Annotated in this window: 14 protein-coding genes; 6 read left to right on the top strand and 8 right to left on the bottom strand. The window is 68.6% G+C overall.

Annotated elements, in window-relative coordinates; translation table 11 throughout:
* Positions 1-24: 24 nt before the first annotated feature.
* Complete coding sequence (gene crgA, locus GTY56_RS40435) at positions 25-279, bottom strand: cell division protein CrgA (RefSeq protein ID WP_030846986.1); 255 nt, start codon at positions 277-279, stop codon at positions 25-27.
* Positions 280-418: 139 nt separating this feature from the next.
* On the opposite strand from crgA, the gene GTY56_RS10100 reads away from it, so the two are divergent.
* From GTY56_RS10100 to GTY56_RS10080, 6 genes are read left to right on the top strand one after another with little or no spacing between them, the layout of a single operon-like run.
* Positions 419-1,201 carry a DUF881 domain-containing protein gene (locus GTY56_RS10100; RefSeq protein ID WP_161364615.1) on the top strand — a complete coding sequence of 261 codons (783 nt, stop codon included), beginning with the start codon at positions 419-421 and terminating at the stop codon, positions 1,199-1,201.
* Between the two features lie 20 nt (positions 1,202-1,221).
* Positions 1,222-1,896 carry a class E sortase gene (locus GTY56_RS10095; protein ID WP_161364613.1) on the top strand — a complete coding sequence of 225 codons (675 nt, stop codon included), beginning with the start codon at positions 1,222-1,224 and terminating at the stop codon, positions 1,894-1,896.
* A gap of 17 nt (positions 1,897-1,913) precedes the next feature.
* Complete coding sequence (locus GTY56_RS39855) at positions 1,914-2,111, top strand: hypothetical protein (protein ID WP_033309918.1); 198 nt, start codon at positions 1,914-1,916, stop codon at positions 2,109-2,111.
* Positions 2,108-2,746, top strand: coding sequence for an aminodeoxychorismate/anthranilate synthase component II (locus GTY56_RS10090; RefSeq protein ID WP_062927984.1), 639 nt, complete (start codon positions 2,108-2,110; stop codon positions 2,744-2,746). Before GTY56_RS39855 ends, GTY56_RS10090 begins: the two co-directional genes overlap by 4 nt.
* On the top strand, positions 2,743-3,930 hold the full coding sequence (locus GTY56_RS10085) for a class E sortase (RefSeq protein WP_161364611.1): 1,188 nt from the start codon (positions 2,743-2,745) through the stop codon (positions 3,928-3,930). Before GTY56_RS10090 ends, GTY56_RS10085 begins: the two co-directional genes overlap by 4 nt.
* A 13-nt stretch (positions 3,931-3,943) precedes the next feature.
* Entirely contained in the window at positions 3,944-4,693 is a 750-nt protein-coding gene (locus tag GTY56_RS10080) for a class E sortase (RefSeq protein ID WP_161364609.1), read from the top strand.
* Positions 4,694-4,788: 95 nt separating this feature from the next.
* Here GTY56_RS10080 and GTY56_RS10075 read toward each other — a convergent pair whose 3' ends face one another.
* The 7 genes from GTY56_RS10075 to GTY56_RS10045 form a co-directional block, all read right to left on the bottom strand.
* Entirely contained in the window at positions 4,789-5,820 is a 1,032-nt protein-coding gene (locus GTY56_RS10075) for a restriction endonuclease (RefSeq protein WP_161364606.1), read from the bottom strand.
* Between the two features lie 189 nt (positions 5,821-6,009).
* Positions 6,010-8,046: a Stk1 family PASTA domain-containing Ser/Thr kinase gene (gene pknB, locus GTY56_RS10070; protein ID WP_161364603.1), complete on the bottom strand. Its 2,037-nt coding sequence runs from the start codon at positions 8,044-8,046 to the stop codon at positions 6,010-6,012.
* A 169-nt stretch (positions 8,047-8,215) separates the two neighbouring features.
* Entirely contained in the window at positions 8,216-9,694 is a 1,479-nt protein-coding gene (locus tag GTY56_RS10065; RefSeq protein WP_161364601.1) for a peptidoglycan D,D-transpeptidase FtsI family protein, read from the bottom strand.
* The gene (locus GTY56_RS10060; RefSeq protein WP_161364598.1) at positions 9,691-11,139 is read right to left on the bottom strand and encodes an FtsW/RodA/SpoVE family cell cycle protein; all 1,449 of its coding nucleotides are present in this window, start codon (positions 11,137-11,139) and stop codon (positions 9,691-9,693) included. Before GTY56_RS10060 ends, GTY56_RS10065 begins: the two co-directional genes overlap by 4 nt.
* Positions 11,140-11,161: 22 nt before the next feature.
* Complete coding sequence (locus tag GTY56_RS10055; protein WP_202509978.1) at positions 11,162-12,718, bottom strand: Stp1/IreP family PP2C-type Ser/Thr phosphatase; 1,557 nt, start codon at positions 12,716-12,718, stop codon at positions 11,162-11,164.
* Between the two features lie 140 nt (positions 12,719-12,858).
* Positions 12,859-13,377 (bottom strand): FHA domain-containing protein FhaB/FipA, encoded by a 519-nt coding sequence (locus GTY56_RS10050; RefSeq protein ID WP_161364594.1) that lies wholly within the window; start codon positions 13,375-13,377, stop codon positions 12,859-12,861.
* Between the two features lie 10 nt (positions 13,378-13,387).
* A partial coding sequence (locus GTY56_RS10045) for an FHA domain-containing protein (RefSeq protein ID WP_161364591.1) occupies positions 13,388-13,771 on the bottom strand: 384 nt, incomplete at its 5' end.

Below are 13,771 nucleotides of genomic sequence, written 5' to 3'. Positions count from 1 at the left end.
GCTGTGTTCACCGGACGGTGACCGCTACTTCCACTGGGTCGAGACGCCGAATCCGGCGGCGATGAAGCCGAAGCCCACCACGATGTTCCAGTTGCCCAGCGAGTCGATGGGCAGCGAGCCGTCGGTGACGTAGAAGACGACGATCCAGGCCAGGCCGATGAGGAACATGGCCAGCATGACCGGCGCGACCCAGGCACGGTTGCTCAGCTTGATGGCGGTCGTCTGCTTGGCAGGCGGCGGCGTGTAATCGGCCTTCTTGCGGATACGTGACTTCGGCACGAGGGTCTCTCCTGTCGATGCGCTGCGTGGCCGCGCAGGTAACTGGGTCGGTCTCGGGGCAGCGTAAGGGGACTCCGATTGCTCCCCCGGGCGTCCGTTAGCGTAGTGCTTCCGCCGCGCCGAAGGAGATAAGGGTACGTTGAGCAATTCTGCCGACTCCCCCGGGACGGGATCCACCCCTGAGCACACGCGGCGTTTCCGGCCTGTGCGCATCCTCACGGCGGCCGTGTTCGCTCTGGCGGGGCTCATCTTCTTCACCAGCTTCAACACGGCCAAGGGCACCAACATCCGCACGGACACCTCCCTGCTGAAGCTGTCCGATCTCATCCACGAGCGCAGCCAGGAGAACGGCGAGCTGGATGAGACCAACGGGGCCCTGCGCAAGGACATAGAGGCCCTCGCCGAGCGGGACGACGGCAGTACCAAGGCGGAGGACGACAAGCTCTCGGCCCTGGAGAAGCGCGCGGGCACGCAGAAGCTCAGGGGCGACTCGCTGACGGTCACGCTGAACGACGCCCCGCCGGACGCCACGGCCAAGCTCCCCGGCTACCCCGAGCCGCAGCCCGACTACCTGGTCATTCACCAGCAGGACCTCCAGGCCGTGGTGAACGCGCTGTGGCAGGGCGGGGCGAAGGGCATCAAGGTGATGGACCAGCGGCTGATCTCCACCAGCGCGGTGCGCTGCGTGGGCAACACGTTGATCCTGCAGGGTCGCGTCTACTCGCCGCCGTACAAGATCACGGCGGTCGGGGACCCGGGCAAGCTCCAGACGGCGCTCGCGGCCTCGCCGGCGATCCAGAACTACATGGTCTACGTCAATGTCTACGGGCTCGGATGGAAAGTCGAGGAGAACGGCCCGGTGACTCTGCCCGGCTACTCGGGCACAGTGGATCTGCATTACGCGAAGCCCGTGGAGCAGTAGCCGGACCGGGGGAGCTGCCGGTGCGCGTGATCGTCAGGACCGTCAGCGAACTGTGCATCACCGTCGGCAGCCTGATCGTGCTGTTCGTCGTCTACGTGCTCTTCTGGACCGGCGTGCAGGCCGACGGTGTCATGGACGACCAGATCCACCTGCTCCGGAAGGAGTGGTCGAAGCCCCGTCCGCCGGCCGGTGGCCCCGCGGGTCCTGAGAAGCCCGCGCCCTATGCCGAGGGCAGGCCTTTCGCGATCATGTACATCCCGCGGCTTGGTTTCACGTGGAACAAGCCCGTGCTCGAAGGCACCGCCACCGGCACGCTGAAGAAGGGCCTGGGCCACTACGCGGAGACCGCCCGGCTCGGGCAGCGGGGAAATTTCGCGGTCGCCGGTCACCGCCGCACCTACGGCGACCCTTTCAAGGACTTTCCCGAGCTCAGGCGGGGTGACGCCGTGGTGCTGACCGACGGTAGGACCTGGTTCACGTATCGGATCGACAAAGGCCCGTACAAAACAGTGCCGTCGGACATCGAGGTGATCGACCCTGTCCCACGTACATCCGGGTACACGCGTCCGGGCCGGTATCTGACGCTGACCACGTGCGAACCGGAGTGGGGGCACAGTCATCGGCTGATCGTCTGGGCGCACCTGGACTCCACCCAGCCTGTGGAGGCCGGGAAACCAGAGGCGCTGCGCCGTTAGTCTGGTGGCTGTACGGCGTGGGTCTGGTGCCGTGGTACGACGGAAGGGACGGCATGTACGGCTGGATCTGGCGGCATCTGCCGGGGAACACGTGGGTGAAGGCAGTGATCTCGCTCGTCCTGGTCGTGGCTGTGGTCTACGTCCTCTTCCAGTACGTCTTCCCGTGGGCGGAGCCGCTGCTGCCCTTCAACGATGTGACGGTGGACAACCAGTGAGCGCGCGCATTCTCGTCGTCGACAACTACGACAGCTTCGTCTTCAACCTGGTCCAGTACCTGTATCAGCTGGGCGCCGAGTGTGAGGTCCTGCGCAACGACGAGGTGTCGACGGCGCACGCGCAGGACGGTTTCGACGGGGTTCTGCTCTCGCCGGGGCCCGGTACGCCGGAGCAGGCCGGTGTCTGCGTGGACATGGTCCGGCACTGTGCCGACACGGGTGTTCCGGTGTTCGGTGTCTGCCTGGGCATGCAGTCGATGCAGGTGGCGTACGGCGGTGTGGTGGACCGTGCGCCGGAGCTGCTGCACGGCAAGACCTCGCTGGTCGAGCACGGTGGCGGGGGTGTCTTTGCCGGGTTGCCTTCCCCCTTCACGGCGACGCGTTACCACTCACTGGCCGCCGAGCCGGCCACGGTTCCGGCGGTGCTGGAGGTCACGGCCCGTACGCACGACGGCATCGTGATGGGCCTGAGGCACCGCGAACTGCCGGTCGAGGGTGTGCAGTTCCACCCTGAGTCGGTGCTGACCGAGCACGGGCACCGGATGCTGGCCAACTGGCTGGTGGAGTGCGGGGACCAGGGTGCGGTGACGAGGTCGGCCGGGCTCGCCCCGGTGGTGGGCAGGGCCTCGGCGTGACCGCGCTGCGCCCCGAGCGCGAGTCCGACACCTCGTACGGGCAGCAGTCGTACGGGGTGTCGGGCGCGTTCGAGGACTGGTCGGGCGGAGGGGGGTACGGTGCGCCCCCGCAGGGGGAGCCGTATCCGCCGGGGCCGGAGCCGGGTTCGGGGCCGGGGCCGGGAGCGGGGCCGGGGTCCGGTCCGCGGCATCCGGGACAGTACGCGGCCTACGAGCGCGTGCCGGAGGAGCCGTATCTGCCGCCCGTCGACGAAGAGACGGTGGCGTTGCGGATACCGGATCCACCGACGGAGCCGGGTGGCCCCGGGGCGGGCTCTGCCGCGTCTTCGGGTGCGCGGCGGGCCGGGTCCGCCCAGGGTGGCCGTGCGGCCCGCAGGAAGGCCGCCAAAGGCCGTCGTGGGCGCCATGGCGGTGTGCCGGATGCCTCTGCGGCTGCCAAGGCCGACGCCGGGGGCCCCTCGCGGGCGCCGTTGTCGCGGGTCGAGGCGCGGCGGCAGGCGCGGGCGCGCAAGCCCGGTCCGGCGGTGGTCGCGAGCCGGGCGATAGGCGAGGTGTTCATCACCACCGGCGTGCTGATGCTGTTGTTCGTCACCTATCAGCTGTGGTGGACGAACGTGCGGGCGCATGCCCAGGCCGGCCAGGAGGCCAGCAGCCTCCAGAACGACTGGGCGAGCGGCAAGCGCAACCCGGGGGCGTTCGAGCCGGGGCAGGGCTTCGCCATCCTGCACATTCCTAAGCTGGACGTGGTGGTTCCGATCGCCGAGGGCACCAACAGCAAGGGCGTGCTCGACCGGGGCATGGTCGGTCACTACGCCGAGGGTGCGCTGAAGACGGCGATGCCCGGTGACAAGACGGGGAACTTCGGGCTGGCGGGCCACCGCAACACCCATGGAGAACCGTTCCGGTACATCAACAAGCTCGCTCCGGGCGATCCGATCGTCGTGGAGACGCAGGACGAGTACTTCGTCTACAAGATGGCGTCGATCCTGCCGGTGACGCCGCCGAGCAACACGAGCGTGCTGAATCCCGTGCCCACGGGGTCCGGTTTCACCAAGCCCGGCCGCTACATCACGCTGACCACGTGCACGCCGGAGTTCACCAGCAAGTACCGGATGATCGTCTGGGGCAAGATGGTCGAGGAACGGCCGCGCAGCAAGGGCAAGCCGGATGCGCTCGTCAGTTAAGGGCAGATGACCAGTGGCAGCGACCACCGACACGGATCACGAGAAGCACACCGGCGCGACGTCGCGGCCGCCTGCGGCACGTCGCAGGACCGGCCCGGTCGCCCTGGCGGTCAGCTTCTTCGGGGAACTCCTCATCACCGCGGGCCTGGTGCTCGGCCTGTTCGTCGTCTACTCGCTGTGGTGGACGAACGTGGTCGCCGACCGTGCGGCGGGCAAGCAGGCGGACAAGGTCCGGGAGGACTGGGCGCAGGGCCGGGGCGGACCGGGTGCGCTGAACACCAAGAACGGCATCGGCTTCCTGCACGTGCCGGCGATGGGGAACGACGAGGTCCTGGTCGAGAAGGGCACGTCGAACAAGATCCTCAACGATGGTGTCGCCGGCTACTACACCGACCCCGTCAAGGCGACCCTGCCGATGTCGGGCAAGGACGGCAACTTCTCCCTCGCCGCCCACCGGGACGGCCACGGCGCCAAGTTCCACAACATCGACAAGATCAAGAAGGGCGACCCGATCGTCTTCGAGACGAAGGACAAGTGGTACGTCTACAAGGTCTACGACATCCTTCCCGAGACCTCGAAGTACAACGTCAAGGTCCTCTCCCAGATCCCGAAGGAGTCCGGCAGGAAGAAGCCGGGCCACTACATCACGCTGACGACCTGCACGCCGGTGTACACGAGCACGTACCGGTACGTGGTGTGGGGCGAGCTGGAGCGGGTCGAGAAGGTGGACGCGGACCGGACACCGCCGGAGGAGCTTGGCTGACCGCGCTCCTTGTGGGAGGCCGGCCGCTAGCATGAGGGAGGCCCGAAGCCGCAACTTTGCCTTGCGACTTCGGGCCTTTTGCCGTGGCGGGCCCGTCACTCCAGGACCGTCAGGCCCGCCCCGGCGCTCCATTCCTCCAGCAGCCCGCGATGCACGGCGGTGATGCCGCTTTCGGCTGCGATGTTGAGGGCGTCGCGGGTGAAGGGGCAGGTCGCCACGAACAGGGCCACCTCGGAGTCGTGCAGGACCTTGGCCGCCCCGAGGAACTTCTGGATTTCGGGGCTGGTGATGGAGAGGTGGGGCGCGAACCTCTTGCACTGGACGACGATGCGCCGCCCGTCGGCCGTGAGCGCGGTGATGTCGATGCCCCGGTCCCTTCCGCCGCCTTGCACGACGACGCTGGTGCAGCCGTCGCGGCGCAGCAGCCCGGCGACGTGTTCTTCGAACTCGCGCCCGTTCATGGCGTCCATGGCGGCCATGACTCCGGCGAGGGGGCGGCCCTCCCGGGGGGCTTCCAGCCGTTGCAGTCGGGTGTGGTGCTGCTGGAGTCGCTTCTCGATGCGCTGGACGCCTGCCCGGAGGGCGGTGAGCTCCCGTCGGTGCTCGCCCGAGGTTTCGATCAGGGCGTTGAACAGGGGGACGACGGTCCTGCCCAGGATGTGGGTGATGCGCTGGTCGATGTGGGCGTCGAGGGAGGCGGCGTCGGCCGGGGCAGGGTTTTCCACAGGCTGTGTGCGCGCCAGGTACTCCATGTCGAGGAGGTACACACGCACTTGACGTGCGACTTCGCTGTCCCGGAGCAGCATGGCGATGTTGAGAACGGAGCGTCGGGGGAAGAGGGCGAGGGATCGGGTGCGGGACTGGATTCCACTGAGTTGCTTGAAGTCACTCAGTTCCGTCCCGGTCAGGACTCGGTATCCGCTCGCTTCGAGCTCCGCACGGTGGTCGTGCACGAGGGCACGGATGACTTCCACCGTCACCGAGAAGTACGACGCCACCATCGCGGTCGTCACATGCATCCCGTCAGGCAGCAGCGACAGTGCCTTGACCCTGTCGAGCACGTCCGTGCGGTCGAGCACGCTGCCGCGCAGGGTCTGGGATTCCAGCAAGGCCGTTTCGTTGATCACGTTCTGTCCCCCGGCTCGTATGGCCGGGGTGAAGTACCGATGCCCCACCCACCCGGTGAACGAGTCGGGACATATGAAGACACGATCGACGGGCGCATGCCTTTTCGGGACGTCGTGGGCAAGGAAATGCAGAGCCCCCGGCCCGTGTGGGGGCCGGGGGCTCTGTGGTGTGACGGTGGGGTGGCGGGGTCAGTCGTCCTCGTTGCTGCCGTTGAGGCCGCCGAAGATGCCGCCGTTACCGCCGCCGCCGTTGTTGTTGCCGCCGTTGTCCTGGCCGAAGCCGACGGTCTGGAGGGTGATCGTCGTCCCTGCCGGGTCGTCGACCTCCTGGTTGGGTCCGGGGTTCTGGCCGGCGACGAGGGCGTTGTCACTCTGGTCGCTGCCGCCGGCGAACTGGATGTTGGTGAAGCCGGCCTGGGCGAGGATCTGCTTGGCCTGGCCGACCGTCTGGCCGACGACCTGCGGGACCTTGACCTTCTGCTGCTGCTTCTTCTTGCCGATCTGGATGTTCACCGACGAGTTCGGGTCGACGGACGTGCCGGCCTGCGGTGTGGTCTGGATGACCTTGCCGACCTGGTTGTCGTCGTCGGTCTCCACCTCGGTGCAGTTGCCGACCAGGTCGCTGGCCTGCATCTGCTGCTTGGCCGCGTCGCAGCTCTGGCCGAGCACGTCCGGGACGGTGGACTTCTCGGCTTCCTTGGCGACGGTGAGCGTGATGGTGGAGCCCTTCTCCACCTCTTCGCCCGTGGTGGGGTTCTGCTCCAGGACGGTGCCCGGTTTCTCGGGGGACGTCCGGGTCTTCGTCTCGATCTTGAACTCGTACTTGTCGCCCGCCAGCTTGTCCTTGGCCTCTTCGACAGTCAGGCCGGTGACGCTGGGCACCGTCACCTTCGGTGCTCCTGTGGAGACGACCAGGGAGATGGTGTCGCCCTTGTTGACCTGCGTCTCGGCCACGGGGTCCTGCTTGCAGATCTTGCCCTTGGCCTGGTTGTCGCAGGGCTTGTTGGAGAACTCCAGTTTGAGGTCGGAGTTCGTGGCCAGTTGCTGGGCGCTTCTCTTGGTCTCGCCGATGAAGTTGGGTGCCGCGACGGTGTCGTTGCCCACGCCTCCGTCGCCGCTGAACGCCCACCGGCCGATCAGGATCGCTCCGACCAGGACGAGGATGCCCGCCACCACCAGCAGGATCGTGGAGGTGTTGGACTTGCGCTGCTGGCCGCGGCGCCGGTCGGGGCGGTCGTCGTAGCCGTAGCCGCCGTCGTCCGGGTTCATGGGGGGCAGCATGGACGTGGCGCCGGCGCCGGAGTCGGCGCGCAGGGCGGTCGTCGGCTGGTCGTCGGGGTAGCCGCCGTAACCGACCGCGCCCATGGCGGCCGTGGCGGCGACGGGCTGGCCGTCGAGGCAGGCCTCGATGTCGGCGCGCATCTCGTCGGCCGACTGGTAGCGGTAGTCCGGGTCCTTGACGAGTGCCTTCAGCACGATCGCGTCCATCTCGGGCGTGATCTCGGGGTCGAAGACGCTCGGGGACTGCGGCTCCTCGCGGACGTGCTGGTAGGCCACGGCCACCGGGGAGTCGCCGACGAACGGCGGGCGGACGGTCAGCAGCTCGTAGAGGAGGCAGCCGGTGGAGTACAGGTCGGAGCGGGCGTCGACCTGTTCGCCCTTGGCCTGCTCCGGGGAGAGGTACTGGGCGGTGCCGATGACCGCGGAGGTCTGCGTCATCGTCATGCCGGAGTCGCCCATGGCGCGGGCGATGCCGAAGTCCATGACCTTGACCTGGCCGTTGCGCGTCAGCATGACGTTGGCCGGCTTGATGTCGCGGTGGACGATGCCGGCGCGGTGGGAGTACTCCAGGGCCTGGAGGATGCCGATGGTCATCTCCATGGCCCGCTCCGGCAGCAGCTTGCGGCCGGAGTGCAGCAGTTCACGCAGGGTCGAGCCGTCCACGTACTCCATGACGATGTACGGGATCGACACGTTGTCGATGTAGTCCTCGCCCGTGTCGTAGACCGCGACGATCGCGGGATGGTTGAGCGAGGCGGCCGACTGGGCCTCCCGGCGGAACCGGGCCTGGAAGGAAGGGTCACGCGCGAGATCCGCGCGCAGCGTCTTCACCGCCACGGTGCGGCCGAGGCGGGTGTCATGCGCGAGGTAGACCTCCGCCATGCCACCACGCCCGAGCACCTGGCCCAGTTCGTACCGGCCGCCGAGGCGACGCGGCTCTTCCATAGCTACCTACCAGCCCTCTCCGTCGGTCCCGACCGGCACGCTTGTACGGTCGGAGGCTGCCGTCCGGGCCTACCGTACCCGGCTCGCTTTGTGTGACCTGGCCAAGCCCGTCAGCCGATACAGGACCGGTATCGCAACGTGCACCGATGTGAAGCAGGCGTGAGCGGGGTCACTTCTTGCTGTCGATGACCGCCTCCATCACGTTCCTCGCGATCGGTGCCGCGAGGCCGCCGCCGGAGATGTCGTCACGGACGGCGTCGTCGTCCTCGACGACGACCGCCACGGCGACCGGCGAGCTGTCGTCGTCGCCCTTGGCGTAGGAGATGAACCACGCGTAGGGGTTCTCGCTGTTGTCGACGCCGTGCTGGGCGGTACCGGTCTTGCCGCCCACCTTGACGCCGTCGATCTTGGCGTTCGCGCCGGTGCCCTTGTCGACGACCGTCTCCATCATGGACTGGAGCTTCTGGGCGTTCTCCGCGGACAGGGGCTGGCTCAGCTCTGCGGGCTCGGTCTTCGCGATCGGGTCGAGGCCCGGCGACTGGAGCTCGTCGACCATGTACGGCTTCATCAGCTTGCCGTCGTTGGCGACGGCGGAGGCGACCATGGCCATCTGCAGCGGGGTCGCGGCGGTGTTGAACTGGCCGATGGAGGACAGCGCGGTCTGAGACGGGTTCATGTTGTCGGAGAAGACCGAGGCGTTGGCGCGGACCGGCGTGAACTGCTCCTCGTCGAAGCCGAACTTCTTGGCCATGTCCAGCATCTTCTCGTTGCCGAGGTCGGAGCCGATCTTGCCGAATACGGTGTTGCAGGAGTACTGGAGGGCCACCCGCAGCGTCGCGTTCTTGCAGGGGATGTTGCCCTCGTTGGGCAGCTTGGTGGTGGTGCCCTTCATGATCCACGGGTCGGGCGAGTCGGTCTTGCCGTCCGGGTCCGAGTAGATGCCGTCCTCGAGGGCGGCGGCCGCGGTGACGACCTTGAAGGTGGAGCCGGGCGGGTAGGTCTCGCGCAGCGCGCGGTTGAGCATCGGGTCGTTCGGGTTGGCCTTCTTCTGCAGTTTCTGCCAGGCCTCGGTGTCCGTCGTCGTGGAGTTGCCGGCGAAGGACGACGGGTCGTACGACGGGTAGGAGGCCAGGGCCAGGATCTTGCCCGTGGACGGCTCCAGGGCCACCACGGCGCCCTTGCCGCCCTGCTGCTTCAGGCCGTTGTAAGCGGCCTTCTGCGCGGCGGCGTTCAGGGTGGTGACGACGTTGCCGCCCTGCTGCTTCTTGCCCGTGAGCATGTCGAGGGTGTTGCGGAAGAACAGCCGGTCGTCGTTACCGGTGAGGATGCCGTCCTCGATGGACTCCAGCTGCGTGGCGCCGAAGGCCTGCGAGGCGTAGCCGGTGACCGGCGCCCACATGGCGCCGTCCTTGTAGGTGCGCTTGAACTTGAAGTCGCTGCCCGACGACTCGGCGGAGCCGGTGATCGGCTCCCCGCCGACGATGATGTTGCCGCGGGGGGAGGCATAGCGCTCGATGGTGACGCGGCGGTTGTTCTTGTCGGTGCGGAGCTCGTCGGCCTGGACGTACTGGATCCAGTTGTCGCGGATCAGCAGTGCCAGAACGAGCAGGCCGCAGAAGATCGCGATCCGGCGCAGGGGCTTGTTCATGACGGGCGGACCACCTGGGTCATCTCGGCGTCGGGGTTGGCGGCGGGGGCGGGGGCCGGGCGGCGGGCGGTGTCGCTGATGCGCAGCAGGATGCCGATGAGGGCCCAGTTGGCGATCACGGAGGAACCGCCGTAGGCCACGAACGGCAGGGTCATACCGGTCAGCGGGATGAGGCCCATGACACCGCCGGCCACGACGAAGACCTGGAGGCCGAAGGCGCCGGACAGGCCGACGGCCAGCAGCTTGCCGAACGGGTCGCGGGCCGCGAGCGCGGTGCGTACGCCGCGTTCGATGATCAGGCCGTAGAGCAGCAGGATCGCCATGACGCCGGCGAGGCCCAGTTCCTCGCCGAAGGTGGCGAGGATGAAGTCGGAGTTGGCGGCGAAGCCGATGAGGTCGGAGTTGCCCTGCCCGAGGCCGGTGCCGAGCGTGCCGCCGGAGCCGAAGGCCCACAGGGCCTGCATGGCCTGCTCGGTGTGGCCCAACTCGCCCGCCCGGCTCAGTTCGAACTCGCGCATCGGGTCGAGCCACGCCTGCACACGCGTCTGGATGTGCGGCTCGAAGCTCGCCACGCCGACGGCGCCGACCGCGGACATCAGGAGGCCGAAGACGATCCAGCTGGTCCGCTCGGTGGCAACGTACAGCATGATGACGAACATCCCGAAGAACAGCAGGGACGTACCGAGGTCGGTCTCGAAGACCAGGATGAGGATCGAGATGACCCAGACGACGAGGATCGGACCGAGGTCGCGGCCGCGCGGCAGGTACAGGCCCATGAAGCGGCGGCTGGCCAGGGCGAGGGCGTCTCGCTTGACCATGAGGTAGCCGGCGAAGAACACCGCGAGGGCGATCTTCGCGAACTCACCGGGCTGGAGGGTGCCGAGGCCGGGGATCTTGATCCAGATCTTGGCGCCGTAGATGTTCGCGCCCAGCCCGGGCACGAGCGGCAGGACCAGCAGCAACAGCGCGCCGGCCATGGAGATGTAGGTGTAGCGCTGCAGGACGCGGTGGTCCTTCAGGAGGACCAGCACGCCCACCAGCAGGGCGACGCCCATCGCGGAGTACAGCAGCTGCCGGGGAGCCGCCTCGACGAACTGCTTGCTCGCCTGAAGCTTCTCCGACTGGTCCAGGCGCCAGATGATGACCAGGCCGAGCCCGTTGAGCAGGGTCGCCAGCGGCAGCATCAACGGGTCCGCGTACGGCGCGAACTTCCGTACGGCGAGGTGGCCGACGCCCGCGAGCAGGCCGAGTCCGAGCCCGTAGCTCAGCAGGCCCGGTGGCACCGAGTCGTTGAGGGCCAGGCCGACGTTGGCGTAGGCGAACACCGGGATGACGACGGCGAACACCAGGAGCGCGAGCTCGGTGTTGCGCCGGCTCGGCGCGCCGATGGCGCCGATCGTGGACGTGTGGTGCGTCGGCGAGTGCGACGTATTCGTACCGCTCATCGTGTGACAGGGCCTCTCACGGCTACTGCTTACCGCACAGCGAGACGACCTTCTGCTCTTCCTCCGAGAGGCTGGGGCCGGGGCTGGGAGTGGGTGCGGTCGTGGTCGGGGGCGTGGACTTCTCCGGTGCCGACGGTGAACCCGACGGGTTGGACGGGTTCGGCGTCGGTGTGGCCTTGGACGTGAAGGAGGCGGGAGTGGTTCCCGTGGTGCCCCCGGCCTCGCCTTCGCCGGTCTTGGAGTTGTTCTTGCTCTCGGCTTCGCGCCGCTGCGCTTCCTTCTTGCACGCGGAGGCCTGCACCGACAGTTCCTGGATCTTCGCCTGGGCGTTCTTCAGACCGCCCTCGGGGATGGTGGCCTCGACCTGCTTCTGCTGGTAGGGCGGCAGGTACTTCAGTTCGATCTCGGGGTGGTCCTTCTCGACCTTCGAGAGCGAGACCCAGGCCAGGTCCTGGCTGATGCCCCGGTACAGCGCGACGTGCTCGTCCTCGGCGCCGACGTAGTACTGCGTCTGCGTCCAGCGGTATCCGCCGTAGAGGCCGCCGCCGACGAGGGCCAGAGCGAGGACGCCGTAGAAGGATCTCTTCAGCCAGCGGCCCTTCTTGCGGGGCTTGGCGAAGTCGTCGTCGCCGTAGTCGAAACCGGAGGCGGGGATGTAGCCGGTGGTGTCGCCGGAGCCGGGCGGGCCGAACTCGCCGCCTCCGCCGCCCTGGCCGTGTCCGTGGCGGCCGAGTCCGGAGGCGCGGCCGGCGGGGGTCTGCATGATGCCGTTGTCGTGCAGCTGGTGCTGGTTCTCGGCGACGGCGCCGACGACGACGGGGGTGTCGGACAGCTGGCCGGCGAGGGTGTCGCCGGTGTCGAGGTCGAGGACGTCGGCGATGATGACGGTGATGTTGTCCGGGCCGCCGCCGCGCAGTGCCAGCTCGATCAGGTTCTGGACGGTCTCCTGGGGGCCCTGGTAGCTGGCGAGGGTGTCCTCCAGGGTCTGGTGGGACACCACGCCGGACAGGCCGTCGGAGCAGATGAGGTAGCGGTCGCCGGCGCGGACCTCACGGATGGACAGGTCCGGCTCGACGTGGTCGCCCGATCCGAGGGCGCGCATCAGCAGCGAGCGCTGCGGGTGCGTGGTCGCCTCCTCCTCGGTGATGCGGCCCTCGTCGACCAGGCGCTGCACCCACGTGTGGTCCTGGGTGATCTGCGTGAGGACGCCGTCGCGGAGCAGGTAGGCGCGGGAGTCGCCGACGTGGACCAGGCCGAGGCGCTGGCCCGTCCAGAGCAGGGCGGTCAGGGTGGTGCCCATGCCCTCCAGCTGGGGGTCGTCCTCGACCATCGAGCGCAGCTGGTCGTTGGCGCGCTGCACCGCGGTGCCGAGGGAGGTGAGGATGTCGGAGCCGGGGACGTCGTCGTCGAGGGCGACGATGGTGGAGATGGCCTCGGAGGAGGCGACCTCACCGGCCGCCGCGCCGCCCATGCCGTCGGCGATGGCGAGCAGGCGCGGGCCGGCGTATCCGGAGTCCTCGTTGCCCTCCCGGATCATGCCCTTGTGCGATCCGGCCGCGAAGCGCAGTGACAGACTCATGCGCACCTCGCCTGTCGGCTCCGGGTACAGCCGGTCGTGTCGAGCCACACTGCCCACCCTCCGGTCGGGAGCGCGCGGGGGGCCGGGGTGGGGCCCGCCACTGCGTGCTCGCTCCGCTCGCGCCTATCCATGATGTAGCACTACTTCCGCAGCTCGATGACGGTCTTGCCGATGCGGATCGGCGCGCCCAGCGCAATCGGTGTGGGAGTCGTCAGCCGGGACCGGTCCAGGTATGTGCCGTTGGTGGAGCCGAGGTCCTCGACGATCCACTGGCCGTCGCGGTCCGGGTAGATCCTGGCATGGCGGCTGGAGGCGTAGTCGTCGTCCAGCACGATCGTCGAGTCGTGCGCGCGGCCCAGGGTGATGGTCTGGCCCTGGAGCGCGACCGTGGTGCCGGTGAGGGTGCCCTCGGTCACGACCAGCTTGGTGGGGGCGTTACGGCCGCGCCGGCCGCCGGTGGCCTGCTGGCGCTGCTGCGGCGGCGCCTGGCGGGCGGCGGCGGCCTGCTGCTGCTGGCGGCCCGCCTCGCGGCGCGAGCCGCGCTGGGTGACACGCGTACCGAAGAGGTCGCTGCGGATGACCTGCACGGCCACGATCACGAACAGCCACAGTACGGCCAGGAAACCCAGCCGCATGACCGTGAGGGTCAGCTCTGACATTGCCCCCGCTTCACCCTTCGGCTTGCCGGTAAATGATGGTGGTGCTGCCCACGACGATCCGCGAGCCGTCGCGGAGCGTAGCGCGGGTGGTGTGCTGCCCGTCCACCACGATGCCGTTGGTGGATCCGAGATCCTGGATCGTCGAGGGCGTTCCGGTCCGGATCTCGCAGTGCCGGCGGGAGACGCCGGGGTCGTCGATCCGCACGTCGGCGTCGGTGCTGCGGCCCAGCACGAGTGTCGCGCGGGAGATCTGGTGGCGGGTGCCGTTGATCTCGATCCAGTGGCGGGTGCGTCCGCCGGAGGCGGGGGCGGCCGGGGGCCGCTGGCCGCTCGCGGCGGGCGGGTAGCCGTAGCCGCCGGGGCGGCCGCCGGGCGGCGGTGAGGCCGGCATGGG

The organism is Streptomyces sp. SID5643 (assembly GCF_009872555.1).
Classification (GTDB): domain Bacteria; phylum Actinomycetota; class Actinomycetes; order Streptomycetales; family Streptomycetaceae; genus Streptomyces; species Streptomyces iakyrus.
The sequence above is the reverse complement of the archived record's forward strand: the minus strand, read 5'-3'. Positions and strand labels throughout refer to the sequence as shown.

Coding starts and splice junctions, on each gene's coding strand:
- pknB (WP_161364603.1), bottom strand. CDS start 8,046: ATGGAAGAGCCGCGTCGCCTCGGCGGCCGGTACGAACTGGGCCAGGTG.
- GTY56_RS10055 (WP_202509978.1), bottom strand. CDS start 12,718: ATGAGTCTGTCACTGCGCTTCGCGGCCGGATCGCACAAGGGCATGATC.
- GTY56_RS10050 (WP_161364594.1), bottom strand. CDS start 13,377: ATGTCAGAGCTGACCCTCACGGTCATGCGGCTGGGTTTCCTGGCCGTA.
- GTY56_RS10060 (WP_161364598.1), bottom strand. CDS start 11,139: ATGAGCGGTACGAATACGTCGCACTCGCCGACGCACCACACGTCCACG.
- GTY56_RS10065 (WP_161364601.1), bottom strand. CDS start 9,694: ATGAACAAGCCCCTGCGCCGGATCGCGATCTTCTGCGGCCTGCTCGTT.